The 25,184-nt window shown below is 58.8% G+C and carries 33 protein-coding genes, 2 tRNA genes and 1 pseudogene; 10 read left to right on the plus strand and 26 right to left on the minus strand.

The window, feature by feature from the left end:
- The 6 genes and pseudogenes from FZZ88_RS09440 to FZZ88_RS09465 all read right to left on the minus strand — a co-directional run.
- Positions 1 to 104 (minus strand): annotated as a pseudogene (locus tag FZZ88_RS09440) (photosystem I reaction center subunit XII); the annotation flags it as partial.
- Between the two features lie 172 nt (positions 105 to 276).
- Positions 277 to 990, minus strand: a complete 714-nt coding sequence (locus tag FZZ88_RS09445) for a pentapeptide repeat-containing protein (RefSeq protein WP_166017585.1) — start codon at positions 988 to 990, stop codon at positions 277 to 279.
- A gap of 1 nt (position 991) precedes the next feature.
- Entirely contained in the window at positions 992 to 1,750 is a 759-nt protein-coding gene (locus FZZ88_RS09450; RefSeq protein WP_115022947.1) for a phycobilisome rod-core linker polypeptide, read from the minus strand.
- A gap of 72 nt (positions 1,751 to 1,822) precedes the next feature.
- A complete protein-coding gene (locus tag FZZ88_RS09455; RefSeq protein WP_166017586.1) occupies positions 1,823 to 2,398 on the minus strand; it encodes a phycobilisome polypeptide in 576 nt (191 codons plus the stop codon).
- On the minus strand, positions 2,395 to 2,820 hold the full coding sequence (locus FZZ88_RS09460) for a hypothetical protein (protein WP_166017587.1): 426 nt from the start codon (positions 2,818 to 2,820) through the stop codon (positions 2,395 to 2,397). Before FZZ88_RS09460 ends, FZZ88_RS09455 begins: the two co-directional genes overlap by 4 nt.
- Positions 2,821 to 2,929: 109 nt before the next feature.
- Positions 2,930 to 3,586, minus strand: coding sequence for a TVP38/TMEM64 family protein (locus FZZ88_RS09465; RefSeq protein WP_166017588.1), 657 nt, complete (start codon positions 3,584 to 3,586; stop codon positions 2,930 to 2,932).
- Between the two features lie 64 nt (positions 3,587 to 3,650).
- Between FZZ88_RS09465 and FZZ88_RS09470 the strand changes: the two genes are divergently transcribed.
- Entirely contained in the window at positions 3,651 to 4,130 is a 480-nt protein-coding gene (locus FZZ88_RS09470) for a hypothetical protein (RefSeq protein WP_166017589.1), read from the plus strand.
- Here FZZ88_RS09470 and FZZ88_RS09475 read toward each other — a convergent pair whose 3' ends face one another.
- The 11 genes from FZZ88_RS09475 to psbB form a co-directional block, all read right to left on the minus strand.
- Positions 4,131 to 4,370 (minus strand): hypothetical protein, encoded by a 240-nt coding sequence (locus FZZ88_RS09475; protein WP_166017590.1) that lies wholly within the window; start codon positions 4,368 to 4,370, stop codon positions 4,131 to 4,133. It lies immediately after the preceding gene.
- A 22-nt stretch (positions 4,371 to 4,392) separates the two neighbouring features.
- Positions 4,393 to 4,465, minus strand: a tRNA-Phe gene (locus FZZ88_RS09480).
- A 30-nt stretch (positions 4,466 to 4,495) separates the two neighbouring features.
- Entirely contained in the window at positions 4,496 to 5,140 is a 645-nt protein-coding gene (locus tag FZZ88_RS09485; RefSeq protein WP_166017591.1) for a ComF family protein, read from the minus strand.
- A gap of 54 nt (positions 5,141 to 5,194) precedes the next feature.
- Positions 5,195 to 5,470, minus strand: a complete 276-nt coding sequence (locus FZZ88_RS09490; RefSeq protein ID WP_166017592.1) for a DUF2470 domain-containing protein — start codon at positions 5,468 to 5,470, stop codon at positions 5,195 to 5,197.
- A gap of 181 nt (positions 5,471 to 5,651) precedes the next feature.
- Positions 5,652 to 6,890, minus strand: coding sequence for an FGGY-family carbohydrate kinase (locus FZZ88_RS09495; protein WP_166017593.1), 1,239 nt, complete (start codon positions 6,888 to 6,890; stop codon positions 5,652 to 5,654).
- Between the two features lie 3 nt (positions 6,891 to 6,893).
- Positions 6,894 to 8,144: a methionine adenosyltransferase gene (gene metK, locus FZZ88_RS09500; protein ID WP_166017594.1), complete on the minus strand. Its 1,251-nt coding sequence runs from the start codon at positions 8,142 to 8,144 to the stop codon at positions 6,894 to 6,896.
- Between the two features lie 23 nt (positions 8,145 to 8,167).
- On the minus strand, positions 8,168 to 8,941 hold the full coding sequence (locus FZZ88_RS09505) for an HAD family hydrolase (protein ID WP_166017595.1): 774 nt from the start codon (positions 8,939 to 8,941) through the stop codon (positions 8,168 to 8,170).
- Positions 8,942 to 8,947: 6 nt separating this feature from the next.
- Positions 8,948 to 10,039, minus strand: a complete 1,092-nt coding sequence (locus FZZ88_RS09510; protein WP_115022967.1) for a 30S ribosomal protein S1 — start codon at positions 10,037 to 10,039, stop codon at positions 8,948 to 8,950.
- A 118-nt stretch (positions 10,040 to 10,157) separates the two neighbouring features.
- Positions 10,158 to 10,640, minus strand: a complete 483-nt coding sequence (nrdR, locus tag FZZ88_RS09515; protein ID WP_115022969.1) for a transcriptional regulator NrdR — start codon at positions 10,638 to 10,640, stop codon at positions 10,158 to 10,160.
- 213 nt (positions 10,641 to 10,853) lie between these two features.
- Positions 10,854 to 10,949 carry a photosystem II reaction center protein T gene (locus FZZ88_RS09520; RefSeq protein WP_011128841.1) on the minus strand — a complete coding sequence of 32 codons (96 nt, stop codon included), beginning with the start codon at positions 10,947 to 10,949 and terminating at the stop codon, positions 10,854 to 10,856.
- A gap of 21 nt (positions 10,950 to 10,970) precedes the next feature.
- Positions 10,971 to 12,530 carry a photosystem II chlorophyll-binding protein CP47 gene (gene psbB, locus FZZ88_RS09525; RefSeq protein ID WP_166017596.1) on the minus strand — a complete coding sequence of 520 codons (1,560 nt, stop codon included), beginning with the start codon at positions 12,528 to 12,530 and terminating at the stop codon, positions 10,971 to 10,973.
- A 182-nt stretch (positions 12,531 to 12,712) separates the two neighbouring features.
- On the opposite strand from psbB, the gene FZZ88_RS09530 reads away from it, so the two are divergent.
- Entirely contained in the window at positions 12,713 to 13,189 is a 477-nt protein-coding gene (locus FZZ88_RS09530; protein ID WP_166017597.1) for a 2Fe-2S iron-sulfur cluster-binding protein, read from the plus strand.
- A 59-nt stretch (positions 13,190 to 13,248) separates the two neighbouring features.
- A complete protein-coding gene (gene psbM / locus FZZ88_RS09535; protein WP_115022976.1) occupies positions 13,249 to 13,353 on the plus strand; it encodes a photosystem II reaction center protein PsbM in 105 nt (34 codons plus the stop codon).
- Positions 13,354 to 13,355: 2 nt separating this feature from the next.
- Here psbM and FZZ88_RS09540 read toward each other — a convergent pair whose 3' ends face one another.
- A complete protein-coding gene (locus FZZ88_RS09540) occupies positions 13,356 to 14,204 on the minus strand; it encodes a universal stress protein (RefSeq protein ID WP_115022978.1) in 849 nt (282 codons plus the stop codon).
- 83 nt (positions 14,205 to 14,287) lie between these two features.
- Between FZZ88_RS09540 and FZZ88_RS09545 the strand changes: the two genes are divergently transcribed.
- The 5 genes from FZZ88_RS09545 to FZZ88_RS09565 all read left to right on the plus strand — a co-directional run bounded on the left by FZZ88_RS09545 (position 14,288) and on the right by FZZ88_RS09565 (position 17,484).
- Positions 14,288 to 14,692: an acyl-CoA thioesterase gene (locus FZZ88_RS09545; RefSeq protein ID WP_115022981.1), complete on the plus strand. Its 405-nt coding sequence runs from the start codon at positions 14,288 to 14,290 to the stop codon at positions 14,690 to 14,692.
- A 110-nt stretch (positions 14,693 to 14,802) separates the two neighbouring features.
- Complete coding sequence (locus FZZ88_RS09550) at positions 14,803 to 15,819, plus strand: DNA-processing protein DprA (RefSeq protein ID WP_166017598.1); 1,017 nt, start codon at positions 14,803 to 14,805, stop codon at positions 15,817 to 15,819.
- Positions 15,798 to 16,703 carry a peptide chain release factor N(5)-glutamine methyltransferase gene (gene prmC, locus FZZ88_RS09555; protein WP_166017599.1) on the plus strand — a complete coding sequence of 302 codons (906 nt, stop codon included), beginning with the start codon at positions 15,798 to 15,800 and terminating at the stop codon, positions 16,701 to 16,703. The genes FZZ88_RS09550 and prmC overlap by 22 nt, the downstream gene beginning before the upstream one ends.
- Positions 16,703 to 17,314 (plus strand): L-threonylcarbamoyladenylate synthase, encoded by a 612-nt coding sequence (locus FZZ88_RS09560; protein WP_226426242.1) that lies wholly within the window; start codon positions 16,703 to 16,705, stop codon positions 17,312 to 17,314. The genes prmC and FZZ88_RS09560 overlap by 1 nt, the downstream gene beginning before the upstream one ends.
- A gap of 29 nt (positions 17,315 to 17,343) precedes the next feature.
- Positions 17,344 to 17,484 carry a hypothetical protein gene (locus FZZ88_RS09565; RefSeq protein WP_166017385.1) on the plus strand — a complete coding sequence of 47 codons (141 nt, stop codon included), beginning with the start codon at positions 17,344 to 17,346 and terminating at the stop codon, positions 17,482 to 17,484.
- A 9-nt stretch (positions 17,485 to 17,493) separates the two neighbouring features.
- On the opposite strand, the gene FZZ88_RS09570 is transcribed toward FZZ88_RS09565, so the two are convergent.
- The 7 genes from FZZ88_RS09570 to ctpZ all read right to left on the minus strand — a co-directional run bounded on the left by FZZ88_RS09570 (position 17,494) and on the right by ctpZ (position 22,176).
- Positions 17,494 to 17,565 (minus strand) — tRNA-Thr (locus tag FZZ88_RS09570).
- Positions 17,556 to 17,813: a response regulator transcription factor gene (locus FZZ88_RS09575; protein WP_206339210.1), complete on the minus strand. Its 258-nt coding sequence runs from the start codon at positions 17,811 to 17,813 to the stop codon at positions 17,556 to 17,558. The genes FZZ88_RS09570 and FZZ88_RS09575 overlap by 10 nt, the downstream gene beginning before the upstream one ends.
- 18 nt (positions 17,814 to 17,831) lie before the next feature.
- Complete coding sequence (gene minE, locus FZZ88_RS09580; RefSeq protein ID WP_166017601.1) at positions 17,832 to 18,119, minus strand: cell division topological specificity factor MinE; 288 nt, start codon at positions 18,117 to 18,119, stop codon at positions 17,832 to 17,834.
- A gap of 4 nt (positions 18,120 to 18,123) precedes the next feature.
- Complete coding sequence (minD, locus tag FZZ88_RS09585; protein ID WP_166017602.1) at positions 18,124 to 18,936, minus strand: septum site-determining protein MinD; 813 nt, start codon at positions 18,934 to 18,936, stop codon at positions 18,124 to 18,126.
- A gap of 56 nt (positions 18,937 to 18,992) precedes the next feature.
- Positions 18,993 to 19,631, minus strand: a complete 639-nt coding sequence (gene minC, locus FZZ88_RS09590; RefSeq protein WP_166017603.1) for a septum site-determining protein MinC — start codon at positions 19,629 to 19,631, stop codon at positions 18,993 to 18,995.
- A complete protein-coding gene (locus FZZ88_RS09595) occupies positions 19,628 to 20,902 on the minus strand; it encodes an HD domain-containing protein (protein ID WP_166017604.1) in 1,275 nt (424 codons plus the stop codon). Before FZZ88_RS09595 ends, minC begins: the two co-directional genes overlap by 4 nt.
- Entirely contained in the window at positions 20,899 to 22,176 is a 1,278-nt protein-coding gene (gene ctpZ / locus FZZ88_RS09600) for a carboxyl-terminal processing protease CtpZ (RefSeq protein WP_166017605.1), read from the minus strand. The genes FZZ88_RS09595 and ctpZ overlap by 4 nt, the downstream gene beginning before the upstream one ends.
- Positions 22,177 to 22,243: 67 nt before the next feature.
- Here ctpZ and petB point away from each other — a divergent pair, with 67 nt between their 5' ends.
- Entirely contained in the window at positions 22,244 to 22,900 is a 657-nt protein-coding gene (gene petB, locus FZZ88_RS09605; protein ID WP_011363493.1) for a cytochrome b6, read from the plus strand.
- A 39-nt stretch (positions 22,901 to 22,939) separates the two neighbouring features.
- Entirely contained in the window at positions 22,940 to 23,422 is a 483-nt protein-coding gene (gene petD / locus FZZ88_RS09610) for a cytochrome b6-f complex subunit IV (RefSeq protein WP_115022998.1), read from the plus strand.
- A gap of 71 nt (positions 23,423 to 23,493) precedes the next feature.
- Here petD and FZZ88_RS09615 read toward each other — a convergent pair whose 3' ends face one another.
- Positions 23,494 to 24,951: a glycoside hydrolase 100 family protein gene (locus tag FZZ88_RS09615; RefSeq protein WP_166017606.1), complete on the minus strand. Its 1,458-nt coding sequence runs from the start codon at positions 24,949 to 24,951 to the stop codon at positions 23,494 to 23,496.
- Positions 24,952 to 25,184: the final 233 nt, after the last annotated feature.

Consider the following 25,184-nt stretch of genomic DNA (forward strand, 5'->3'; position numbering starts at 1 on the left):
TGTTCTTTCCTGGCGTCCTCATCGCCTGGGATCAGCTCGAGGGGGGCTTCACTCTCCTCAGAGAAGCGTTCGACCCCTAGAAGCGAGGCTGGACCGAAAGGCATGAATTCACACGCAGTGGTTCGACCAATAGTCCTTCAGAAGTTTGCGCTCGAAGAGCATTCTTTATAAACCTCAATCAATTGTGTCCGACTGTTGCGTCACGGAATGATTTCTCGGCCGCGACGGCGATCTCGGCGGGGTTTGTAGGAAAAGTTTTGATTCGGAACGTTCGTCTTAGGCGTCTTTCCCCTTGATCAGGGATTCCAGGCTCGCCCTTGTCGTTGAGCGGGTGATCGGATTCCAGCAGTCGAGCTCTTCGACGGATCGGCTCAAAAGAGCGCCAATTTGATCCTCCAGCCCGGTGCATAGGGAAAAGTCGGCCCCACGAATCGACGTCACCGTTTCGAGAGCTGCTCCCTCAAGGTTGGCGCCGCGCAGATCGACCATGTCCATCTCGCAGGTTCCGAATCGGGTCCCCCGGCACATGGCTCCGCGAAATGTGGCTGATCGCAGGTCTGCGCCAGCTAAGGAGACTCCATCCAGCAGAGCTCCACTCAAGTCTGAGCCACTTAAATAGGCACCCATCAGCACGCTGCCTCTGAGGTCCATTCCCCGCAAATCTGTGCTGTTCAGAAAAGCCCCATTCAGCTTGGCCCCTGGGCCAACGGCTCCGCTCGTGTTGAGTGCGAAGTCTTCCGGTACCAAAGTTGTCTGGTCGTAACGGGCTAGGCGTAAGTCAGCTCCTTCGAGTTGGCACTTGCTGAGATTCGTGCCGCGTAGATCACATCGACAGAGTTTGGCGTCTCTCAGGTCGAGTGCTCCTAAGTCCTGACCACTCCAATCGGCTCCTCGAGCATCGACTGGACTGTTAGCGGAGCTGGATGCTCCGCACTGTTCCGGTGCCGCCCATTCACGCAGATTAAGAGCCCCAGATTTGGGCATCGACATCTCAGTTGCGGAGCATGGCAACAACGATCGTAAGGAGCACCCGCACGATCTCGAATCCACCGACGGCAAACAGACCGAGCCAGAGCTTCAGTGCGAAGGCAGGCGGTTCGTCGTTCACCCATGTGGCGGCGACGTTCAGTCGTTGTGCCTCGGCGCCTTGCTGGCTGGGCGCTCGATCTTGAAGCGCGTCGCGCCAGTCGGTTCCGTAGCGCGGGAATTGTTGGTAGATGGGGATTTCTCCGAGACCCCGTCCGGGCAAAACGCGGGACCTTTGCTGCGGAACAAGGTCATACCCGAAGCAGTTCATGTATTCGGGGCTGTCCAGCAGGGCGTCGACAAAGGATGTGAAACCCTTTTCGCCGATCACGATGGACCAGGCACGGCGTTCAGCGTCGCCATGGGTCGGGCGGCCGAGTACTCGGCCGACGACCTGGTCCACCATGCGGTAGTTCGAGCTGCACTGGTAGTAACCCTGCTGGAAGCGTTCTGACAGGAGCAGGCCACGGATGAAATCCCGAACTGTGATGTTTCCGCTGCGCAGCTGTGATTCAAGGAACGGTTCGCGATCACTGCGCATCGCATGGAAAAACACCTGCCGGTAGGCCTGCTCAATCAAACTGTCGATCTCGACTCTGGATGTGTCATCGCCTGCAGCACAGGAGGCATACATCTGAGGCTTGATGGTGCTGCTGTCACCGGCAAGATTGCTGACGCGACCGTTCTGAGTGTTGAGCGGATACCCAAGAAGCGGGATGGCCATGGCGTGCCCCGTGAGTAGAAATACTTGGGTGTGATCTTCCCTTGATAATTGGGTGTGAGGTGGCTGCGCTTATCAGCTCTTAACTGCAGATTTGTTGAGCTCCGCACTGAGGTGCTGGAAGCAGTCGTTGATTAACTGCCGGTCGCTTGGTCGCGAGATCTCTTTCAAGGCCTGCTGTCTCAGCTGGTCGAGGGCGATATTCATCCCCTCGATGGGCACATTCATCCGCCTGTAGAGCTCCCGCAGGGCCGCCATCCCGTTGGGATTTGTAAAGCGGCTTTGGTTGCATGCCACCGCATAGATGATGACGCGCAGAAAGTTCCAGCAGTCGCGCCAGCAGGCCTCTGCTCTGTCCTGCGGGTGGAGAGCCCCGCCCGGCTCCACGAGTTTTGGCTGGGTTTCAAGCAGGTGGCCCCTCGCCTGATTCACCAAGTCATTCGTCCTGTTCGTCAGGTTGCCGGGGAGCGTGCAATCCACTCCTGACGACTGGCAGATGCTGGCCAGTTCATCGGGTGTGAGCAGTCTTTGCCCCTGGTCGGCACGCTCGAGGATGGCGCGCGTGGTCTGGGGCAGTGCCTCGCTTTTGCTCAGGCCCTGAACTTGCGCATCCTGCACCAGGGTCTTGAAATCGATGTTCTGGAGGTTCAAGCGTTGACGGTGGCCACTGGTGTGGCGATGAGCCAGCCGTGGCGTTCCAAGTAAAAGGCCCACACCAAGTCTTGGCCAAGCCCAGGGCAACGGGTGATTGCAGCTTCGCTGAGTTCTGCCGGTATGCCCAATTGCGACAACAGCACAGCCACGGCGTCTGGATTGGAGGCCGTCGCTGTGCGGATGGCTGATCCGACCACCCACGTCAGCCGCGTGTCTTTCAGATCGCCGCTGCTTTCTTCGCAAGCCAGCAGAAGATTGGCTGGCGAGGTGTGTTGATCAAACGTCTCTTGCCAGAGCTCGATGTTTTCATCGCGAAGATTGATCCGAAAACAGCCATCTCCTACCGGTAGATCCAGCTCACCGCTGCTGCCGGCCTGGTCCTGAAGGACAACAATTCTCGGATCTGCCAGTGCGCTCATCAAGAAACGCCGCTCAACATGAATTTAACCAGTGTCCTGGAATTTCCCCGTGCAGGTGATCGGTTCGTGGGAATCGACATGCATCAGCAGTGATCCCTGAGGTTTCGCGTCAGGGGGTGTCGTCTGAGGGCACCGCTGAGGAGTTCTTTTTCAGCAGGCCCGTGACAGTGGCCAGGGCAAACATCGCTAGCAGAGCCAAGCCCAGGGTGAGGCTTGCGCCCTGAGCCACGCCTGCGCCGACGGCCACCAGGATCGAATCGCTGATCAGCACGCTGATCACCAGAGCAGGGGCAAAGATGCGCCAGTGGGTGCGGCTGATCCCGATGGCATAGCTAAGGAAATCAAACAGTCCGGTCATCAGCAGACCCGTCATCAAAAAGAAGTTGCCTTCCAGTTGGTTTTTGCTGAAGCCATCGATCCGTTTCATCGCGCTGGCCCCCACCAGACGGCTGACCGGGCCGCGTCCCCAGCGGCGGGCGATGAAAAACGCCGCACTGCAGAACACCAGGTCCGAGAGGATGATCGTGAGGTAGCCGACCTTGAACCCCAGCAGAGAGCCGGCCAGTAAGGAATAAACGGAACTCGGCAGCGCCGGCAGGATGATGCTCACCCCCCGCAGTAGAAAAAGACCGAATGGGGCCCAGATGCCCATGTCATTCACAGCGCTCTGCAGCGGTGCGATGCCGTAACGCTGCAGATAAACGACGGCAACAATGAAGACGGCGACCCAGGCGCTGACCTTCAGCCCTGTCTTCAACCTTGACATCTCCTCTCCTCAATCGCTCGAAAGCCCAGGGGAATGTAGGCCAGTCGCGGCTTGTCCCAGGGCCGTGGACACGAAGCTCAGCATCGATACCATCGGCGAAATCTCTCGACCCGAGGCCTGTCCGGTGACCACCTCCTCTCCGCGCACCGCGTTCGAGCAACAGCTGTGCACCCATCTGTTCAGTCTCAGTGAGGTGGTGGAAACACTGGCTGATCGTTTGATGGAGCTGGAGATGCGGTTGGCCGACGTTGAGGGCCAGCAGGTGGCTGATGCGGAAATCGCCGCGGTCAGCGATGACGCCGGCGAACTGCTCCTGGCCAGCGAAGAGAAAGTGCGGATGCTTCGGGATCGTCTGACCCCAGGCGAGGTCGTGGCTCTTCATGCCGAGGATGCTCCAGCCGCTGACGATCAAGAGGTTTCAGAAACCCCTGAGGTTGAGATGGAGGTCGTCGACCGTGTCGAGGACGAGGCGCTCAGTGACGACGCCATCAGCGCTGACACGGAATATGTGGATGATCCTCAGATCGATCTGCTGTCTGCCTGATTAGGCCAGTTCAAGCAGACGAATTCGGAAGGCGGCCACCTGGCGTGCCATCTCGGGGGAACTGATCAGAAAGGGGTGATCTGCCATCGCCTCGAGTACGGCTTCGAGATGCTCTTCCTGGCTGAGCTCAACCTTGTTGCTGCTTCGCAGTTGTTTCCAGGTGCGATCGAACACCATGGCGAAACTGTCCGCGTTGTCAAAAACACGATCTGTGCCTGCATCCGAAGAGATGAATGACACGGCAGTTTTGGCATCGATGTGATGCCAGGACCCAGATTTGAACTGGGGACACGGCGATTTTCAGTCGCCTGCTCTACCAACTGAGCTATCCCGGCGCGTCGCCTAAGCGACCTGGGAATCTTAAATCACCGCCTGCGCTGTCTTGCGGGTGTGCGTCCCAGGCAGATCAATCCAGCCACCCCATGGCCGGCCTCTTCCAGCGCCTGGCGAGCCGCCAAAGCGGTTGCCCCTGTCGTGAGGATGTCATCCACGAGCCAGACCGAGGTGAGGGCGGTTGCTTGGTTGTGGGGCCTGGCCCTGAACGCGCCGATCAGGTTCGTCAGGCGTTGGCTTTTGTTCAGATGGTGTTGGCTCAGCCCGACACGGGTTCGTTGCAGCAGGTCTGCTGTTGGTCGCTCCAATCCCATGGCAATGCGCTGAGGCAGGGGGTTGGTGCGCTGCCGTTTCCAGCTTGGAATCGGCACCAACACCGCTGCGGAAGGCAAGCTCAAGCTGTCAGACAGCATCTGAACCAACGTCGCAAGTGCGTTCTGTTTGGTTGGCTGACGCACTTTCAGTAGCAGCTGGCGCAGGGCGCCCTCATAGGGCCCTAGAGCGCACCATCGCAAGGGCTCCAGGCCCTTGATGCCCTCAGGAGGAAGCTCCAGTGCGTCTCGGCAGTGTCTGCAGGGAAATGTCGGTGCCTGTGGCTCTTGCCAAGGTCCATCACAGATCGGGCAACGGGGCTCGATCAGCAGGGTCTGGGCGAAGGCCAGGAACGCTCGATGCATAGCGGGAAGCTCGGTGCATCGAGCGTTCCACTGCTGAATCAGATTGTTCCTGGCTTAGTCGTTCTCCTTGGGCATCGCCCGAAGCATGGCCACCAACGTGCGATGGGCGTCTTCGCTGTCGGTGAGGGTGTGATCGAAAGCGATGCTGATGCTCGCGCCATCCACCTCTAGTTCCATGGTCTCTGCTTTCACAGACACCATGCGTGCGGCGGCGGGATTGCTGACGCCGCCGTAGTGCTTGGCGTAGGCCAGCACCGCTTCCGCATGGTCGTCGTTCATGTGTTTGCAGATCCGTGTGCTGACGGCATCAGTGAGGGCGTCTGCAGGCATCGGTATGAAACGAGGAGAATGCAATCTTTGCAGTGATTGGTTCAGGCGAAGCGCTCGATCAGCAGAAGGCCGAGGCGGATGCCGCTGAATCCCACATAACAGGCCAACACGACGAAGAGCCCCATCGCCAGAATTTCGCGGAGATTGGAGGGCATGGCTGGCTGGCTTGTTGCCCGAATTCTCACCCGACTAGGGCCTGTTGGGCCAGTCGCGCCACACCTGCAGCGGGGGGTGTTTGACAACTGGTCACAGGACAGCCAAGACGGCGTTCCCGAAGCCGTCTCCATTGGGGATTGCGCGCTCCTCCGCCGATGCTGATGATCCGTTGGGGCGCGGCGGCACCCAGAGCCTGGAGGCGTTGCCAACCCTGCGCTTCGATCTCGGCGAGGCCTTCGAGCAGTCCATGCAGGTAGAGGGCATCACTCACCGGGCGAGGTTCCAGCACCGGCAGCAGCTCAGGATCATCGACAGGGAAGCGTTCGCCCGGGCCTGGCAGGGGGCGCAGTGAGAGGCCGCTATTGGTATCAGGGTCGATTTGGCGGCTGAGCTCCGCGAGCTGGGCGTCGCTGTAGAAGCGCCGCAGCACGCCTGCCCCTGCATTGGAGGCGCCTCCACAGAGCCATCGCTCACCAACGCGATGACTGGTGACGCCGGGGGCTGCCAAGGGCGTTTCTGTGAAGCACTTCATCACCAACGTGGTGCCCAGCACGGTGACCCCGTCTCCTGGTTGGGGATGGGCGGCCAACACAGCGGCATTGGAATCCGTCGTCCCGGCCACGATGATCAGATCGTCAGCCAAGCCCAAGGCTTTGGCCTGGTTTGGTGCGATCGTTCCCAGGATGCTGCCGCTGCGACGGATGTCGGGCAGTGTTTGCTTCCAGGGTTGTGTGGCAAAGCTGGATGGCCAGCTGTTGCTGATGAGATCCCAGCCCAGTCGGAGATTGTTGCCTTCTTCCCCCCAGCTCCAGTTGTTCAACAGCCATCCGCTGATCCAGTCCGCTTGATGACGCAACAGGATCTCGTTGCCGTATCTGGCTAGCAGCCGAAGTGCCCTCGCCAGGCTGCTGCTGCTGCTTTGCGCAAGGTTTCCCGTGCCCACTAGCCCTTGCAGAAGAGGAGCGACCTCTGGACAGGCCAGCGAGTAAGGCAAGGCTTCCCCGAGGGGGAGACCATAGGAGTCGCAGGCCAGGAGGGTGCCTGATGTGCCATCAACTGCAAGCGCCCTGAGCCGAGATTGAAGGCGGTTGGGGATGGCTTGAAGCAGCTCGCGACAGGCCTCACGCCAAGACTCGGGGTCGCAAAACGAACCGTGGTAGTTGCTGGCCTGGGTGTGGTGCAACACACCATCCATGCCCAGCACAGCAATGCGAACACCACTGGTGCCCAGGTCGATGCCTAGCACCATTGGTGGTTGTGTCATGACCTACGCAGTCACGCCATGTGCAACCTTCGCTTGGCGAAGTTCCTCGCTTTTTGCACTGACGTCTTCCCAGGGTGCCTGCAAGTCGTTACGTCCGAAATGGCCGTAGGCGGCTGTGTCCTGATAGAAGCGACCGCCACGTTGTTGGGGGAGGTTGCGTAGGCCGAATATCTCGATGATGGCGCCGGGGCGCAGATCGAAATGCTCCTGAACGAGGGCGGTCAGGGCGTCGTTGTCCAGTTGGCTGGTGCCGAAGGATTCCACGAGGATCGACACAGGCTTGGCGACGCCGATGGCGTAGCTCAGCTGCACTTCGGCACGTTCGGCGAGCCCTGCGGCCACAAGGCACTTGGCCACGTAGCGCGCGGCATAGGCGGCCGAGCGGTCCACCTTGGTGGGGTCTTTGCCGGAGAAAGCGCCACCGCCGTGGCGGGCATAGCCGCCGTAGGTGTCCACGATGATCTTGCGGCCGGTGAGGCCGGCATCTCCCTGAGGGCCGCCCACCACGAACTTGCCGGTTGGGTTCACCAGATATTTGGTTGCTTCACGGGACGGCTTGAGCGCCAGGTCGGCGGTTGCCGGCTCCACGACATGGGTCCAGAGGTCTTTGGTGATGCGTTCCCGGATGCCCTGTTCATCGCTGATCCCATCCACTTCCGCCGTGTGCTGGGTGGAGATCAGGATCGTGTCGATCGAAACGGGCTTGTCGTTTTCGTAGACAACGCTCACCTGTGTCTTGCCATCAGGAAGCAGGTAATCCAGGGTCCCGTTGTGGCGCACTTCGGCAAGGCGGCGCGACAGCCGGTGGGCGAGGCTGATCGGCAACGGCATCAGCTCAGGTGTCTCGTTGCAGGCGTAGCCGAACATGATTCCCTGGTCGCCTGCTCCCACCAGATCAAGCGGATCGCCTGCGTGGTCGTCGGCTTCGTTGACTCCCTGGGCGATGTCGGGGGATTGCTGGTCGAGAGCCACCAGCACCGCGCAGCTGTTGGCATCGAATCCACCGGCCCGGGCGCCGCTGTACCCGATCTCCTTGATCACATTGCGAACCAAGTGGATGAAATCCACTTGTGCTTTGGATGTCACCTCACCGGTGATCATGCAGAGACCGGTGTTTACGACGGTCTCGCAGGCCACGCGGCTGGAAGGATCCTGGGCCAGCAGAGCATCGAGAACGGCGTCGCTGACCTGATCGCAGATTTTGTCGGGATGCCCTTCCGTAACGGACTCGGACGTAAAGACGTAACGGCTCATTCGAGGCTCCAGATGGCGCGACTTTACGCGGCTGGGCTGAGGGCGAGATCGTGCCAGTTGTGGAGCAGATGCTGGGCTGAGTGCAGTTCGGGGGAACGACTCCAACCACCGGTGAATCCGATCACGCAGCCAATTCCAGCCTGAAGAGCCATTTGAAGGTCGGTTTCAGCATCCCCGATCAATGCACAATGCTGGGGTGGAAGGCCCAGGCCGTCGCACAGCTCCAGAACGGCTTGCGGATCGGGTTTTCGCGGATGGTCGTCAGCACTCCAGATGCCATCAATGCATGCACTGAGCTCATGGTGATCCAGGAAGTCATCAATGCCGGATCGGGTGTCATTGCTGATGACAGCAGTGGTCACATTCAGCTGATTCAGGGCCCGTAGCAGTCCTTCTGCACCGTTGAGCAAGGGGCTGGGGGTCGCCTTGATCAGGCCGCTCTGGTCAACCTCGTCGAAGCAGGCGTGGGCCATGGCCAGGCCCTGGGGCCATGAGCAGCCAAGGAGGCAAAACACCGTTGCGGTTGAGGCGATGTTGTCCTGTCTGGAGGCAACAGCAAGGGTTCCGCCTGGATGGAGCATGCCGTTGCTCACACCGAACGCTCTGCGCAAGGTGTCTCTCAGCGCAAAGGCTTTGAGTGGTGGGGCCTGGTCTTGCCCGATTTCAATAGCTCTGTTGATGCGTTCCTCTGCCAATGCCAGCAGATGAGGCTCACTATGGGAAAGGGTGCCGTCCTTATCGAACAGCACCCCGTCAATTGAGCTGATGGGTGTTCCCTTCAGCAGAAGTGTGGCCATTCAGGCTCAGATCATCATGGAGTTGATCGGGTCTTCGCCTTCCTCAGCCTGCTCGAGCAGCATTTGCTTGTAGCGCGCGGCCATCTCTTCGGCCTTCTCAAACACCTTCTGAGGATCGGTGAGCATGTCACCGGGTTCCGGCTCCAGGGCCTTGGTGGAGAGAGAGATCCGGCCGCGCTCGGCATCGAGATCAATGATCATCACTTTCATCTGATCATTCACGTTCAGCACCGAGTGGGGGGTCTCGATGTGCTCGTGGCTGATCTCGGAAATGTGCAGCAGACCGCTGACACCACCGATGTCGATAAAAGCGCCATAGGGCTTGATGCCGCGGACGGTGCCGACCACGACTTCGCCCACTTCCAGGCGGTTCATCTTCCGCTCCACCAGGGCGCGGCGGTGGCTAAGCACCAGACGATTGCGCTCTTCGTCCACCTCGAGGAATTTCAGAGGCAGGAAGTCGGCGACCAGTTCTTCCTTCGGCTTGCGGGTGCTGATGTGGGAGCCGGGGATGAATCCCCGCAGGCCTTCCACGCGCACCAGGGCACCACCACGGTTGGTGGCAAACACCTCGGAATAGATGGTGGCATCTTCCTTCTGGAGCTGGCGAACCCGCTCCCATGCCCGCTGGTATTCGATCCGACGGATCGACAGCGCCAGCTGACCGTCCTCGTTCTCCTCACTCATGATGAAGAACTCACGGATCTCGCCGGGCTGCAGCACGTCGCTTAGACCCTCGACCCGGTTGATCGACACCTCTTGAAGAGGCATGAAGGCAGCCGTCTTGGCGCCGATGTCGATCATCGCGCCTTTCGATTCCAAGGCGAAGACCGTGCCATTGACGATGTCGCCTGGCTTGAAGTTGTAGTCGTACTTGCTGAGTAGAGCCGCGAACTCATCAATGGTGAAGCCGGCGTCGTCCAGGTTGCGGCTGGTGGCTCGGCTGCTGGGATCATCCGCTGTGGGGACGTCCTCAGGAATGCTTAAGTCCTCACCCTCAAACGCCTGTTCAACGGCGGAGTCTTCTGGTGAGGCTTCGGTAGCGTTCGCCTCTTGAACTTGATCCTGGATCTGTTCTTCTGTCGGAGTCGCAGACATGGGGGGCTGGCGGTCTACCTCAGGTGGGTAGTACGAAAAATTCGCGTAAAACGCCCGCCGACGTTCCACGGAGAATCAATGACTTTACAGACCTGAGGGACTGAATCTGCCTCCCGATTCAGCGCACGCTGGCCAGATGGTTCTGTTCCTGATCGGCGTTGAGCGTCTCCAGCGTCGAGACGAAGTCGTCAATGCCACGGAACTGGCGGTAGACGGATGCGAATCGGATGTAGGCCACCTCGCTGATTTGCTTGAGATCTCGAAGCACGAACTCACCGATCTCAACGCTGCTGACTTCTTTGCCGGAGCGTTGCTGAAGCTTCAATTCGAGTTCTTCAACCAGGGATTCCAGGCGTGTTGTATCGAGGCCAGTTTTCTCGCAAGCTCGATTCAAGCCATGAAGCAACTTGCTGCGACTGAAGATTTCCCTGTTGCCGTTGCGTTTGATCACCGTGATCGGCACGGTTTCCACCCGCTCGTAGGTGGTGAAGCGAAATTCACAGTTCAGGCATTCGCGACGTCGTCTAACGCTGCGTCCGCCATCGGCTGCCCTTGATTCAAGAACGCGACTATCTGTGTTTTGGCAGGAGGGGCACTGCATCCCCGAAGGAGTTAATAAGTTGCACCAACTGTAGACAGTGATTTGAGACTTGAGAAGGGCCTGTAGGACATCAGTCTCATTTGCGGATTCGGTCGAAGGCTGTCAGTGACTTGAGACTGCTTTGATCTGTTCTGGTGGCCGAGACCATCTTGCGACGACCGGCGTGCCAAGGCATGAAAAAACCCCGCCGGAGCGGGGCTTTGAAGGTTTAAATCACTTACCGATCTTCGGCGGATCGCGGAATGCGATTGCAAAAAAGAGTGTGGCAATCGCGAGGGTAAGGATGAGGACGTAAGCGAAGCTTTCCATCGTGTTGTTCCTGAAGGGCGATCAGTTGAGGGGGGTTCCAGCAGGGGGAACGTAGCCCTCGGGCAGGCGACGGGTGGTTTTGTCACCCAGCTTGGCAAAGAGGCCAAACTCAACCTGATCACCGAGGTCGGGATCAATACCTGCGAACACATCGCGGTAGAGGGTGCGAGCACCGTGCCAGATGTGACCGAAGAAGAACAGCAGCGCGAAGGTGGCGTGGCCGAACGTGAACCAGCCTCGGGGTGAACTGCGGAACGTACCGTCGGAGTTGTAGGTCTCGCGATCGAAGTCGAACGCTTCACCCAGTTGTGCTTTGCGTGCAAGACGCTTCACATCAGCAGGGTCAGTGAAGGTCTGACCATCAAGCGCTCCACCGAAGACTTGGGCAGTGACGCCCTGCTGTTCGAAGGAGAACTTGGCTTCGGCTCTTCGGTAGGGGATGTCCGCACGGACATTGCCCTGGGAGTCTTGGAGAACAACCGGGAAGTTCTCGAAGAAGTTCGGAAGTCGCCTTACTTCCAGCTCTTCGCCGGTCTTATCAGTAAAGACGATGTGACCAATCCAGGAAGTTGCTAAGCCATCGCCATTGACCATCGGACCAACCCTGAAGAGGCCGCCCTTAGCAGGGCTGTTGCCGACGTAATCGTAGAAAGCAAGCTTTTCAGGGACTGCCTCAAAAGCTTCTTCACGAGTCGCGCCATCGTCCATGGCGGTTTGGACGCGACGGTTGATCTCTGTCTTGAAGTAGTTCTGATCCCACTGATAACGAGTGGGGCCAAACAGCTCAACAGGGGTGGCTGCTGCTCCGTACCACATCGTTCCAGCAACGATGAATGCGGCGAAGAACACTGCCGCAATGGCACTCGCCAGGACTGTTTCGATGTTGCCCATCCGCAGAGCCTTGTAAAGACGCTCTGGCGGACGTGTGGTGATGTGGAAGATGCCAGCAATGATGCCAACGATTCCAGCCGCGATGTGGTGGGCAACGATTCCACCGGGATTGAAGGGGTTGAATCCCTCTGGACCCCACGACGGTTGCACCGCTTCTAGATGACCGGTCAGTGCATACGGGTCAGAGACCCACATGCCTGGTCCAAAGACACCAGTGAGGTGGAAAGCGCCAAATCCGAAGCAACCAAGACCAGCAAGCAGCAGGTGGATGCCAAAGATCTTCGGCAGGTCAAGAGCAGGTTCGCCCGTACGAGGGTCTTGCCAGATCTCGAGATCCCAGTAAGTCCAATGCCAGATGGCAGCCAGCATCAGCAGGCCGGAAAAAATGATGTGAGCGGCAGCGACGCCCTCGAAACTCCAGAAACCGGGATCAACACCCGTTTCGCCGGTGATGCTCCATCCACCCCAGCTACCCGTCACTCCCAGGCGGGACATGAAGGGCATGACGAACATGCCCTGACGCCACATTGGGTTCAGGACAGGATCGGACGGGTCAAAGATGGCCAGCTCATAGAGAGCCATGGAGCCGGCCCAGCCGGCTACGAGGGCTGTATGCATGAGGTGCACAGCCAGAAGGCGGCCCGGGTCATTAATGACGACGGTGTGCACCCGATACCAGGGCAATCCCATGGGTCAGGTTCGGGGGACAAGACTGCTAGTGCAGTCAGACATGGGCGATCGTAAGGGCTTCTGCTCGACGGGCGGGAGAAAAGGGATGTCCTCGCAACGGTCAGTGACATGAAAGTTGAGCAGAAGCTGTTCACAAATCGAAATGCTTGAGCCCATGATGGAGGTTGGTTGCTTGGGGACTCATGCCCGTTATCCGGTTTGTTCGTGAAGGGCGTGATGTGGAGTGTTATCCAGGTGAAAACCTGAGGGAGGTGGCCCGGCGTGAGGGCATCGAGCTCTACGGATTGAAGGGGCAGTTGGGCAACTGCGGTGGTTGTGGCCAGTGCATCACTTGCTTTGTTTCGGTCGTCGACGAGAACTCTGTTGATGCGTTGACAGCGCGAACTGCAGTCGAAGAGAACAAGCTGCGTCGCCGCCCCCAGGAGTGGCGCTTGGCCTGTCAGGCCCTTGTGGAGAAATCCGTCATGGTGCTCACCCGTCCTCAGGTACGGCTCGCTAATGCGGACTCGAGGTTGGCCGCGGCTCGACAGGCACCGCTCCCCGCCGGGCCCACCGCATGGCCTGCGCCACCGGTCAGTGAGCTCGATGAGGAGGATCAGGATGCGATCGATGGCGACGGCACGGATGCCAGGGCTGCTACCGCCGGTGACGAGGGCTAAGGGAGACGCTCCCTAGGCCTCTTGTCGGTGATACCTTCGCCTTGATCCCTCCAACGGCCATGGAAACCAACGATCTCGGATTCGTCGCCAGCCTCCTGTTCATTCTGGTTCCGGCGATCTTCCTGATCGTGCTCTACATCGGCACGCAGAACAAAGAGGCCTGAGCTCAGCCCTGTTCCGGTTCGCGCACCAGCAGTACAGGCGCTGGTGCGTGAACGCGGATGTAATCGCTGACCGATCCGCCCAGCAGCTTGTCGAGGTCCACCAGCCCTCTGGCAACAAGAGGTCGTCGGTCTTGAGATGCGATGACCACAAGGTCGGCGTTGCACTCAGATGCGGCCATGCAAACGCTGCGACCGATGTCTTTCCCTTCGGTGTGAATGGCTTTCATGTCAACACCGAATCCCCTCGCACGCTGAACAGCAGCGTCGAGCACTTCGTCTGCTTTGGTGCGGCCTCCCCTGGACGGTGCTGACTCCTGGCGAACGACATGAACGCCGGTCAGGGTTCCGCCGGGGATTTCTCGAACAAGCTCGCAGGCTGTGCGCAGGGCGTCGTCCCCGACCCCTGTTCCATCGACCGTCACCATCACGCGATTGACATGCTTCACGTAGAGGTCGTCACGGACCAGCAGCATTGGGCGCGTTGAGAGTTGGAAGACGTACTGGCTGGTGCTGTTGGCCAGAATGGATTGAAGGCGTCCGAGGCCTCGGGACCCCATCACGATCAGGTCGGCCTGAACTTCATCGGCAACCTTGAGAACGGTCTGCTTGGTGTCGCCCTCCCGAATCAATGTGCTCACGCTCGAGGCGTTGAGCCCCATGCGTGTCACTGCACTGCTCAACAGGTTTTCTGCTTCATCGCGATGGCCATCGGATTGCGATTTGCTCTGCTCAGAGACCACATGCAGGAGATTGATTTTCGCGGACTTCAGGCTTGGAATGTCCTGGAGCATGCGGATCATTTCCTCGACGTGACCCTTGCCCGAGTCGGCAATCAGAAGGTTCCTGAACACAGGGGTATGAAGCAGTCTCTGCGGAAGCCTATGGGGAGGATTCCTGCGTAGCGACAAGCTGATGGCACAGCGTTACGCAGACCATGTGGACCTTGACCAAGCGTGTGCTCCCGCAGCACACCGATTACGCCGGTGTGATGTGGCATGGAGCCTATGTGCAGTGGCTGGAGGAAGCCAGAGTTGAGGCCTTGCAGGCTGCTGGTCTGGGTTACGCCGCAATGACCGCGATGGGTGTTGACATGCCAGTGGTGTCTCTACAGCTGGAGTACCGCCATCCCCTCCGGCACGGAGATGAGGTCTGTGTGGAAAGTCGTTGCTCAGCACAAAAGGGTGTGCGTTGGCCATGGGCCTCTTGCTTTATCCGTGGAGACACGGTGGTTGCCGAGGCGAAGGTGCAGCTGGTGATGTTGCGTCAGGGTCGCGTGCTGAGGCGCGTGCCATCTGAGTTGCAGTTGGTGATGCAAAAGCTTGTGAGACACGGCTTGTGAGCCGGGCCCAGGGCGAAGCGCAATTGTGCTAGTACAAACGTACTTGCGGTGAGCCGGTGCGGGGTTGGTGGTGGCGATGGAGTTGTTGTCCGGGCCTGGGGAATTCACGCATGGCGGATCTGCGCGCGTTCTGCCGCGACCGATCCATTGGGCCGGATCAGCTCTGGGGCTGGCCCACAGAGCGTCTTTGCCAAGCGCTGGGCTGGCCGTCGCACTGTCAGTGCGCCGTCGATCGATACAGATGTGAGCAGGGGGCTGCGCCCGATCTTGAGGTCCCCAACTGTGTTCTTCTGCCCGGTGATCCTGCCTGGCCAAGCTGTTTGGACCAGGCGGATCCCCCTCCGGCTGGGCTGTTTGTCCAGGGGGCTCGATCGCTGCTCCGGCATCTGAATGCCCGCGAAGCGATTGCGGTGGTTGGCACGCGTTCTGCCTCTGAGCATGGCCTTGCAATGGCGGAAGAGCTGGGTCGCGCTCTCGCCGAAGCCGGCTGGCCTGTGCTCAGTGGGCTTGCGGAAGGGATCGATGCTGCAGCGCACCGCGGTTGTCTGGCCAGTAATGGAGCACCCATCGCTGTCTTAGGGACGCCGTTGGATCGTGTTTATCCGACCCACCATCGATCCCTGCAACAGCAGGTCGGTGAGCAAGGGCTGCTGCTGAGCACAACCCGGTCTGGCTGTCGGGTTCATCCAGGGCACTTCGCGGCTCGGAATCGTTGGCTGGTGACCTTTGCGAAAGCCCTTGTGGTGGTGGAGTGTCCGCAACGAAGCGGAGCCTTGATTTCGGCAGACTGGGCGAGACAGATGGATTGCCCTCTATGGGTCGTCCCTGGTGATGCCCGCCGTTGGTCCTGTCGGGGCAGCAATGCACTGCTTCGGGATCGAGCGACAGCTCTGATTCATCCCGAGGATCTCCTGCGGTGCCTGGGTGATGGTCCTTTGAGGTCGGATGATTCTCGCCTCATGAGCCGCAAGCTGTTGGGGGCTATCGGGACCGGGGCTTCCTTGGATCAGCTGGTGCTTCGCTTGCAGTGCTCCCCTGCTGAGCTGGCCCCTCAGCTGCTGGCTCTCGAGTGCCAGGGCGAATTGCTGTGTGAGTCTGGACTGCAATGGCGCAAGCGTCGGCCTTGACAGACTGCAGCACGCTTACTGGCACTGAACTTTTGCAGTGGCGGCGCAGACAACTTGCCCGAGGTGGGACCGCGGCGGATCTCGATTGGTTGATTGATCTGGCAGGTGGTATCCCCTGGGCAAGCTTGCAAAGGCTGCTCCTGGATCCATCACGCACCATTGCCATGGTGCAGTCCCTCGATGTGCTCACTCAACTTTGGGAGCGCCACCTTCAGGAGCACGTTCCCCTGCAGCATTTGGTCGGGCTTTGTCCATGGCGGGACCTTCTGCTCGAGTCGTCCCCCGCTGCGCTGATTCCCCGTCAGGAAACGGAACTGCTGGTGGATCTTGCCCTGAGCCACTTGAAGGCGGCCCCTCCCGGTCGCTGGGCTGACCTCGGCACCGGTTCGGGGGCCATCGCCGTGAGTTTGGCTCTCGCCTGGCCGACGGCATCGGGGCATGCAGTCGATCTAAGTTGCGATGCTCTGCGCTTGGCGGCACGCAATTTCAAGCGTTGTGCCCCAAACCACAACTGCTCGCTTCACCTCGGGTCGTGGTGGATACCACTCAAGCGCTGGTGGGGAACCCTGGATCTTGTGATCAGCAACCCTCCTTACATCCCGATTTCAGTGGTTCAAGGTCTCGAGACCGTTGTTAGAGACCATGAACCACATTTGGCGCTGAGTGGAGGAGATGATGGGCTTGATGCGATTCGCGCTGTGGTGGACGGAGCGCCAAAGGGGCTGGCGCCTGGGGGTTGGCTTCTGCTCGAGCACCACCATGATCAGAGCGCTCTGGTCATGCAGCTGATGCGTGATGCGGGTTTGGTGGAGGTCAGTGCGGCGGCTGATCTTGAGGGGACGCGTCGCTTCGCTCTTGCCCGAAACCGTGCTGCAGCGTCCTGATGAAGGAACGATTCATGCCCCCTCCGATCCTTGAAGCCACCGCATTGGTGCAGCGTCTTCGTGCTGGTGAAGCCGCCATCATCCCCACCGATACCCTGCCGGGGCTTGCGGTGATGCCCGATCAAGCGCAAACCCTTTGGCACTTGAAACGTCGACCTGCTGATAAGCCTCTGATTCTCATGGGGGCAACGGTTGATGATTTGCTCCAGGAGGTCGATGTGTCGTGTCATCGGGAGGTTGAAGCATTGGCTGGGGACTATTGGCCTGGAGCGCTGACCCTTGTGCTGCCTGCCTGTGATGGTGCTGCTTGTCATCTCAACCCAGGGGGCAGGACCCTTGGCTGCCGCATCCCTGCTTGCAAGCAGACCCGTGAGTTGCTTCAGATCAGCGGGCCGTTGGCCACCACCAGTGCCAATCGCTCCGGAGAACCGGCGAGCATGACCTCAGCAGATGCGTCGCGGTATTTCCCTGATGTTGCTCAACTGGGGCCCCAGCCGTGGCCCCAACCCTCAGGTCAGGCCAGCACGGTGTTGGTCTGGGTCGAGTTAGGACGCTGGCGCATGGCGCGACGGGGTGCTGTGATTCCTGAAGGGCTTGAGGTGTTCGAGTGATCCCATTGGTCGGGCTCTGCCTGCTTGTGATGGCAGTGCTTCATTGGGTGCTTGAGCCCCTTGAAGCCCTCTTTACCTGGACGCTTCAACTGAATGTTCTGCCCTGGCTGCTGGGATTGATCCTCATCTGGCTTTTCGCGGGCGAGACCGACCGCAGGCCATTTCCCTGATCCAGATCAAGCCGGCTAACGGATTTGAACCGATGACCTTCGCTTTACAAAAGCGCTGCTCTACCGCTGAGCTAAGCCGGCATGGGATGCATCGTACCGGCGCGTGCCTGACGATTCAAAACAGGGTCTCCATTCCTGATCAGCCAAAGAGCCAGCTCGAGTCGGTTGCGACAACCGCTCTTGGAGAGTGCCCTACTGATGTGGCACTCAACCGTGCGGTGACTAATCACCAATCGGTGGGCGATGGCTCGGTTCTCGAGGCCTTCAAGCAACAAGAGCACCACCCGCTTTTCGGCAGGAGTGAGGTGATTTAAAGGGCTAATCGTCAAGCTTGAAAAGGTCGCTGATCAGAGGGTTCCACCCTTTGATGGTTGGGTGATCGGGCGACGGATGGGCAGGTTGGCCACCAGGGCAGTGACGCGGTCTTCCGTCTCCAGGCTCACATCTCCTTCCTCAAGGTCGATCTCCACGTAGCGGGCCACCACTTCGAGGATCTCGCGCCGCATCTGCTCAAGCAGCTCCGGATTGAGGTCACTGCGGTCGTGGGCCAGCACCAGCTGGAGACGCTCCCTAGCTGTTTCAGCACTGGCGGGCTGACGGCCCAGGAATTTATCGATGAATTCTTTGAGTGTCATCGCCTCAGAAAATCCGGGTTTGCATCAGCTTGCGCATCCTGGCGCGTAGGCCGCGCCGGGCCTGGGATGGATCCATCAGAGGAATGTCTTCGCCCTGAAGCCGTTGAGCGATGTTGCCGTAAGCCTGTGCCGCGGGTGATGACGAGTCGGTCAGTGTCAAGGGTTCACCGCGGTTGGTGCTCACAATCACCTGCTCATCTTCAAAAACAAGACCCAGGAGAGGCAGCGCCAGGATGTCGGTGACGTCATCCACCGAGAGCATTTCCTGGTTCGACATCATTTTTGGGCGGACTCTGTTGAGCACAAGCTGCACTGGCTGTACCCCTTGAGTATTCAGCAGTCCGATCACGCGATCAGCGTCCCGAACGGCTGCTACTTCCGGCGTTGTGATCACGACAGCTTCGCGGGCTGCGGCAGCTGCATTCTTGAAGCCGTCTTCAATCCCGGCCGGACAGTCAATCAGCACATAGTCGAACTGGCGCTCTAGCAGTGAAACGATGGACTGCATGTCCTTGGGCGTCAGCCACTCGAGCATCCGGGGGTTTCCCGCAGGCAGCAGAGCCAGATTGGGTTCCTGCTTGTGTTTCACAAGGGCTTGCTCAAGCCGGCAGGTCTCGGCAAGCACCTCTTGAGCGGTGTAGACGATGCGGTTTTCCAGACCCAGAAGCAGATCGAGGTTTCTGAGTCCAAAGTCCGCGTCGAGAACCACGGTTTTGGCTCCTTGGCGAGCAAGAGCAATGCCGAGGTTCGCTGTGGTCGTTGTTTTTCCGACACCGCCCTTGCCAGAACAGATCAGGATGGTTCGGGTCGTCGACACCAGGGTTCTGCTTTGGTGCGGTCAGAATAATCTGGCCTCACGCTCTGACAACGGCGTCAGCGTTTTTGAAAGCTTTGAATCACCGCAGGTTCAATGGCGATCACGCCATCCTTGAGTTCTGCTTGTTCGGCCAGACCAGCTTGCGGCAGATCCTCGGGGCCTCGGGCCAAAACGTCAGCAATCCTCAGTTGCAGGGGGCGCAGCTGCAGGGCAATGATTTTCGCGGTCGTCGACCCCTCACATCCTGCGTGGGCCACGCCCCGCAGGCGACCCCACACCAAAACATCAGCGGTTGAACTGATCCGTGCTCCGGGATTCACATCGCCATAGAGAAGGATGGTGCGGTCACTTTGGAGATGGTCGCCAGAGCGCAGTGTGCCGTGGTGGAACAACAGCTCTGTTGAACCCGCTGGGACCGAAGTTGTTTTGGCTTTACCTCTAAGTGCAGTGCGCTTCGGTTTTGCGTCCAGGCCAAGCGCTGAGGCACTTACCACGGTCTCCAGCGCTCGGCTTGTGATCCTTCCGAGTTGATGGCCTGCATCGGCAACCATTGCAGACAGGTCCGTTAGATCGGTGCAGCTCAGGATCCAGTCTTCGCAATCGAGATCAACGATCGTTTCGGAGCAACTGTTCAGGAGATCAGGCAATCGATCCCTCCAGTGATCAAGACGCTGGTCGGGAAGCTTCAGTGTCATGGCTGCTTCACCTTTGCTGATCGGGGCCATTCAACGTCCATTTCTTCCCTGAGCTCGGAACTGATGTCACGGGGGTGAATCAACCAGGACGTCGCCGCAGGTGTGGCCAAACTGGCAACAAGTGGCGATGCCTGTTCCAGAGCCTGGAGCTGACGTCCATCCCACAGGCGCAAGCCGCCTCTGTAGGGGTGGTACCCACGGAGTTGTTGATGACGCAATCCGCAGCAACGTTCTGGGTCATGGCCATGCCGATCGGCCAAACGCCTGGCTGTCGCGAGCAGTTGCAGTTGATCAGCCCGAGGGAGATGTTCGACGGCCGTGGCTTTGAGTAGGCGTCGATCTAAAAAACGACCGCTGAGTTCAGCGAGGGGCGCTGGGGCTTCAGATTGCCATCGCTGAAGGTGGTAGCCGGTGCGTTGGTCGTCGTTGGCGAGGAAGTTCTTAAGGCTGATCATTTTCGGTTGCCAGAGCCAGCTGGCCATCACTTCATCAGCCCACACCTGCTCAGGACCAAGCTGTCGTGCCGTCAGGATCAGTTTTTCCAGCAGCCAATTGCACACCACATTCAGCCGGTGGTTGTAGACGCTCCTGTACATCAGATTCCTCACCACCAAGTAGTGCTCAACAGCCATCAGACCTTTGGGGTGAATGGCCATCTCACCATCAGGGGCAAGGGTCAGTGCTCCGAGAATTCGGTCGAGATCCAGCTGCCCGTAGCGGGTTCCAGTGCTGTAGCTATCGCGCAGGAGATAGTCCAGGCGGTCGCAATCCAGTTGGCTGCTGACCAGGTGTTTGACCAATGGGTGTGGGCTGAGGCCATGCTCAAGAAGATCTGCCACCGCATCTGCTGTACCGGATCTAAAGCTCTCCAGACATTCCCGGATCGTTGGGTGATGCCGGATCACCCGTGCTGACCATTGTTCGTGGCGCAGGCCGAACATTTCCTCGCCGGTATGGCTCAAGGGTCCATGGCCGATGTCATGGAGCAAAGCTGCGCCGTACAGCAGCCCGCGGTGCTCCTCCAGATCCGGCGCCAACGGCAGCATCCGCTCAAAAGCACGACGCGCCAGATGAAAGACGCCCAGCGAGTGGGTGAACCGACTGGATTCGGCGCTGTGGAACGTGAGATACGCCGGTCCCAGCTGCCGAATACGACGCAGGCGCTGAAAGGGTGTCGTATCCACAAGGTCCATCACCATCCCTTCCGCTGGGGCGTTTCGGTCAAGACCGATGCCCCGATGCAGAGGGTCGTGATAGGTGCGCTGGCTCATGCCTCGGTGTCGTCTGCGGATTGTTCAAGCAGTGCTTCCATCCATTGCTGTGCTTCGGAGAGCCAGCGGTCGCCATCACCGCCGGGATTCAGCGGCTCCGGATCGGACAGCGCACGATCGGGTGCGATCCCCTCTCCCTGAATATCCCGTCCACTGGGTGTCACATACCCCGCAACAGTCACTGCAAGTCCGCTGCCGTCACTCAGGTTGGTCAGAGTTTGAATCAGACCTTTCCCAAACGTTTGGCCTCCGAGCAAGGTGGCTCGTTCATTGTCCTGAAGTGCCCCTGCCAGGATTTCACTGGCGCTTGCTGTTCCACCATTCACGAGGGTCACCATCGGTCCGTCGTAGACCGTCTGGAGACTCGCCTGGATGGTGTCATTGATTCCGTCGCGGTTGCGGGTTTCGACGATTGCGCCACCGGAAAGAAAGTCGTCTGCGACTGCCAATCCAGCACTCACCAAGCCACCTGAGTTGTTGCGCAGATCGAGAACCAATCCTTCGATGTCCTTGTTCTGAAGTTCTGCGAGTGCTTCCTTCACCTGTTCTGGTACGCCTTCGCTGAATTGGGTGATTCGCAGGTAGCCGAGGGTGTGGCTGCCGTTGCGTAAACGCCGTGTACGCACAGGTCTGAGATCCACGCTGCGGCGCTCAAGGGTCAGTTCGTTCAACTCTCCATTGCCATTTCCCAGAGTCAGAACCACCTGTGAGCCGACGTCTCCCCGCAACGCTGCCACCGTTCCCTCGAGACCTAAATCCACCACGGCTTTGCCATCAACCGACAGCAGCTGGGTGCCACTGGTGATGTCCGCATCCCCAGCGGGTGAACCTTCCAGGGCAGAAATCACCACAACGCCATTGCCGCCTTCGTCCGGTCCCAGTTGCAATCCCACACCGCTGAGATTTCCGCTGGTGCTGTTTTTCAGAGCTGCGTAGTCCTCCGGACGGAGCAGCCGGGTGTAGGGGTCTCCCAGCTGAGCGAGCATGGTTTCGATGGCCGCGTAGGCATCGTCACTGCTCTCGATGCTGCGTTCCATGGCCTTCTGGCGTTGACGTCGCCAGCGGACCTCATCGAGCTGATCGGGATTCCAAAAGCCCTGGTTCACCAGACGCCAGCTATCCACCACAAGCTGCTGTGTATCGCTGAGTGCAACGACCGCGCACACGCTGCCCAGCACCAAAAAGCAGCAAAGAACTGCTGTGATCAGCTGACGCAGTGGCCGAAACCCATTGCGCCGCAGCCAGTCTGAAAGATCGTTAACAGTTGGATACATCGCGGGGGGTTCGCCTCGATGGCAGAAGCGTGCTCAGTAGACTTTCGCAACTCGAGCCCGCTTGTGCATGGCGAACTCATCACCGGTTTACGACTGGTTCCAGGAACGTCTGGAGATCCAGGACATTGCTGACGACATCGGCTCCAAGTACGTGCCTCCCCACGTCAATATTTTTTATTGCTTGGGTGGCATCACGTTGGTGTGCTTCCTGATCCAGTTCGCGACTGGGTTCGCGATGACCTTCTATTACAAGCCCACCGTCGCGGAGGCTTACAAGTCGGTCGAATACCTAATGACCGATGTGAGCTTCGGTTGGTTGATCCGCTCCGTGCACCGCTGGAGCGCCTCAATGATGGTGCTGATGCTGATCCTTCACGTGTTCCGCGTCTACCTCACTGGCGGTTTCAAGCGCCCCCGAGAGCTCACGTGGGTCACCGGCGTCACCATGGCTGTCATCACGGTGTCTTTCGGTGTAACCGGTTATTCCCTCCCCTGGGACCAAGTTGGTTACTGGGCTGTGAAAATCGTTTCCGGTGTTCCAGCCGCAATCCCAGTGGTCGGTGACTTCATGGTCGAACTGCTCCGCGGTGGCGAGAGCGTTGGACAAGCCACCCTCACGCGCTTCTACAGCCTTCACACCTTCGTGATGCCTTGGTTGCTTGCCGTTTTCATGCTGATGCACTTCCTGATGATCCGGAAGCAGGGCATTTCTGGTCCCTTGTGATCTGCGTTCCTACTGTTCCCTCAACACCTGGACTAACCGATGCACATTCTCAAGAAGCCTGATCTTTCTGACCCCAAGATGCGGGCCAAGCTCGCCAAGGGCATGGGGCACAACTACTACGGAGAGCCAGCCTGGCCCAACGATCTCCTCTATATCTTCCCGGTGGTGATCCTCGGCACCATCGCTTGTGTGGTCGGTCTGGCTGTTCTGGATCCAGCGATGCTCGCCGACAAGGCTGATCCTTTCGCCACTCCCCTGGAAATCCTTCCTGAGTGGTACCTCTATCCCGTTTTCCAAATCCTGCGGGTTGTACCCAACAAGCTCTTGGGCATTGCTTTGCAAACCCTGGTCCCTCTGGGACTGATGCTTGTTCCTTTCATCGAGAGTTTCAACAAGTTCCAGAATCCTTTCCGCCGTCCTGTGGCAATGACCGTGTTTTTGTTCGGAACTGTCACCACGATCTACCTGGGTATTGGCGCTGCACTTCCTATCGACAAGTCCCTCACCCTCGGACTTTTCTGATCAGTCGCAAGATTTCAGATCTGTTACCCCGACTCAATGAGTCGGGGTTTTTTTGTGCTGATGGATTGGAGCTAGTGACCCATGGATTCGTCCAGATTCAGCATCAGGACGTCGTCTGGGTTGACGTGGAGGAAGTGGTGCATCAGCAGAAAACCAACGATGGTCCAGGTCTGATAGGTGCGTGACTGCTGTCCAACCCAGGTTCCTGTGGGTCCGTCGAAGTATTCGGCCCACTGCTGACGGGGCAGTTGGTTGAGATGGCTCCAATAGCACTCGTCCAACAGGGTTTTCATTTGCCCCATAAGCAAAACGTCGGCTTGGGGGTTCAGGCGTTCATGGAGAAGGATGGACGCTCCGAAAAACCAGAGCAAGCTCGGCCAGTGGCCGCCGTTGTGATAACTCCATGGCCAGTTTTTGGGATCTGACCCTGTCTTGTTCTCCCACTCCACCCCTTCCATGGGTGGATGACAGATGCGCATCGGCATCTGGGCCATGAGGTGATCCCGGTTGTGCAGAACCAATCGGAACATGGCCCGTTGCTGCGGCGCGGTCAGCAGCCCGAACAGGGATGCCAGGGAGTTTCCCAGGGAATAGAAGCGGAAATCCGGTCGTCCGGTTCGCATGTTCCCGATCATGTAACCGCCTCGGTTTTCGAGCCAGTCCTGCAACCAGTCCGGGATGACCTGCGGTTGAACGTTGAACTCGTTCTGATGCTGGTTTTCGCCGTACTGCTCCGTCGGGCGTCGTCGCAGCACTTGCATGGTTTTACTGGTGACCCAGTAGTGCTTGAGCAGAAACTGACGCAAGTCATGGGTCCACTGCCGGCTTAAGCGCAGCCGTTCCCCTAGAAGAACACTGTTCTCCTGGCGTTGACAGAGTTCCATCAGTCCCACGCAGCTGCGGAGGGCTGCAAAGAGCAACACTTCAACTTCCAATGGAGCACCCCAAACGTCCATGGGGCGGTCAATCATGAAAGCGCAGTCGGGAACGAACAGCACCGGTGTGCCTTCGAAACTTGGGTGAAGAACGAGATCGAGCAGCAGTTGCAAACCGCGCTGCACTTCAGGACTTCGACCGAACTCTGTGTCTCCACTTCGCTTGACGTAGATCCAGCAAAGAATCGGCCACCACAGGCTTGCATCCACTGAGGTGATGCGACCGATTGAGCGTTGGCCGTAATCCGCAACGAGTTCCCCTTCCTCTTCAACGAAACTGGTGGGGAAGACACCGCGTGTTTGAACACTGGTGCTTTGCAGGTGAAGGCTGACGCTGAGGAACTGCTTCACGATGGCGAAGCGGCCTTCCAGCATCAGATAGATCATCACGGGAACGTTGTCCCGGAGGAAGATTTCTCCGTAGTTGAGGGCTTCGTCAGAACGGCGATGTTCCATCGCCGCAACGCTGCCGGCCAGTTCCCCTTGTACCCCGATCAGCGTGGCCTCGAAGTGTTCACGTGCTTTTTGCAGCACCTGGTATTCGTTCGAGTTTGGGCGGAAACGCTGGCTCTGTTCGGTGAAGCGCGTTGGCATCGCGGTGACCTCCATCTGAAACGTAGTTCTTGCAATGGTTGTCGCCAGTGGAAGCAACTCTTCAGATCTGCGAGCGAAGTGCCCCTTGCGTAACCGTGAGATGTGATGTTATGGTTTTGTCTTGCGCGGGAGCCGAGAGGCGAGCGCGCAAGCCGAAGCGCTGAAGGCGAAAGCCTTGATGTGTCTTAGGCGACTTACAAGATCAAGAGGGAGCGATCCCACGGTGTTGTAAG

Origin of the sequence: Synechococcus sp. PH41509, from assembly GCF_020514285.1 — a bacterium.
Lineage (GTDB): Bacteria > Cyanobacteriota > Cyanobacteriia > PCC-6307 > Cyanobiaceae > Parasynechococcus.

Excerpts from the sequence above, each read along its gene's own strand:
- FZZ88_RS09445 (WP_166017585.1), bottom strand. The coding sequence starts at position 990 with ATGTCGATGCCCAAATCTGGGGCTCTTAATCTGCGTGAATGGGCGGCA.
- FZZ88_RS09450 (WP_115022947.1), bottom strand. The coding sequence starts at position 1,750 with ATGGCCATCCCGCTTCTTGGGTATCCGCTCAACACTCAGAACGGTCGC.
- FZZ88_RS09460 (WP_166017587.1), bottom strand. The coding sequence starts at position 2,820 with ATGAGCGCACTGGCAGATCCGAGAATTGTTGTCCTTCAGGACCAGGCC.
- FZZ88_RS09465 (WP_166017588.1), bottom strand. The coding sequence starts at position 3,586 with ATGTCAAGGTTGAAGACAGGGCTGAAGGTCAGCGCCTGGGTCGCCGTC.
- FZZ88_RS09485 (WP_166017591.1), bottom strand. The coding sequence starts at position 5,140 with ATGCATCGAGCGTTCCTGGCCTTCGCCCAGACCCTGCTGATCGAGCCC.
- FZZ88_RS09490 (WP_166017592.1), bottom strand. The coding sequence starts at position 5,470 with ATGCCTGCAGACGCCCTCACTGATGCCGTCAGCACACGGATCTGCAAA.
- FZZ88_RS09495 (WP_166017593.1), bottom strand. The coding sequence starts at position 6,890 with ATGACACAACCACCAATGGTGCTAGGCATCGACCTGGGCACCAGTGGT.
- metK (WP_166017594.1), bottom strand. The coding sequence starts at position 8,144 with ATGAGCCGTTACGTCTTTACGTCCGAGTCCGTTACGGAAGGGCATCCC.
- FZZ88_RS09505 (WP_166017595.1), bottom strand. The coding sequence starts at position 8,941 with ATGGCCACACTTCTGCTGAAGGGAACACCCATCAGCTCAATTGACGGG.
- FZZ88_RS09510 (WP_115022967.1), bottom strand. The coding sequence starts at position 10,039 with ATGTCTGCGACTCCGACAGAAGAACAGATCCAGGATCAAGTTCAAGAG.
- nrdR (WP_115022969.1), bottom strand. The coding sequence starts at position 10,640 with ATGCAGTGCCCCTCCTGCCAAAACACAGATAGTCGCGTTCTTGAATCA.
- FZZ88_RS09520 (WP_011128841.1), bottom strand. The coding sequence starts at position 10,949 with ATGGAAAGCTTCGCTTACGTCCTCATCCTTACCCTCGCGATTGCCACA.
- psbB (WP_166017596.1), bottom strand. The coding sequence starts at position 12,530 with ATGGGATTGCCCTGGTATCGGGTGCACACCGTCGTCATTAATGACCCG.
- FZZ88_RS09530 (WP_166017597.1), top strand. The coding sequence starts at position 12,713 with ATGCCCGTTATCCGGTTTGTTCGTGAAGGGCGTGATGTGGAGTGTTAT.
- psbM (WP_115022976.1), top strand. The coding sequence starts at position 13,249 with ATGGAAACCAACGATCTCGGATTCGTCGCCAGCCTCCTGTTCATTCTG.
- FZZ88_RS09545 (WP_115022981.1), top strand. The coding sequence starts at position 14,288 with ATGTGGACCTTGACCAAGCGTGTGCTCCCGCAGCACACCGATTACGCC.
- FZZ88_RS09550 (WP_166017598.1), top strand. The coding sequence starts at position 14,803 with ATGGCGGATCTGCGCGCGTTCTGCCGCGACCGATCCATTGGGCCGGAT.
- prmC (WP_166017599.1), top strand. The coding sequence starts at position 15,798 with ATGGCGCAAGCGTCGGCCTTGACAGACTGCAGCACGCTTACTGGCACT.
- FZZ88_RS09560 (WP_226426242.1), top strand. The coding sequence starts at position 16,703 with ATGAAGGAACGATTCATGCCCCCTCCGATCCTTGAAGCCACCGCATTG.
- FZZ88_RS09565 (WP_166017385.1), top strand. The coding sequence starts at position 17,344 with ATGGCAGTGCTTCATTGGGTGCTTGAGCCCCTTGAAGCCCTCTTTACC.
- minE (WP_166017601.1), bottom strand. The coding sequence starts at position 18,119 with ATGACACTCAAAGAATTCATCGATAAATTCCTGGGCCGTCAGCCCGCC.
- minC (WP_166017603.1), bottom strand. The coding sequence starts at position 19,631 with ATGACACTGAAGCTTCCCGACCAGCGTCTTGATCACTGGAGGGATCGA.
- FZZ88_RS09595 (WP_166017604.1), bottom strand. The coding sequence starts at position 20,902 with ATGAGCCAGCGCACCTATCACGACCCTCTGCATCGGGGCATCGGTCTT.
- ctpZ (WP_166017605.1), bottom strand. The coding sequence starts at position 22,176 with ATGTATCCAACTGTTAACGATCTTTCAGACTGGCTGCGGCGCAATGGG.
- petB (WP_011363493.1), top strand. The coding sequence starts at position 22,244 with ATGGCGAACTCATCACCGGTTTACGACTGGTTCCAGGAACGTCTGGAG.
- petD (WP_115022998.1), top strand. The coding sequence starts at position 22,940 with ATGCACATTCTCAAGAAGCCTGATCTTTCTGACCCCAAGATGCGGGCC.
- FZZ88_RS09615 (WP_166017606.1), bottom strand. The coding sequence starts at position 24,951 with ATGCCAACGCGCTTCACCGAACAGAGCCAGCGTTTCCGCCCAAACTCG.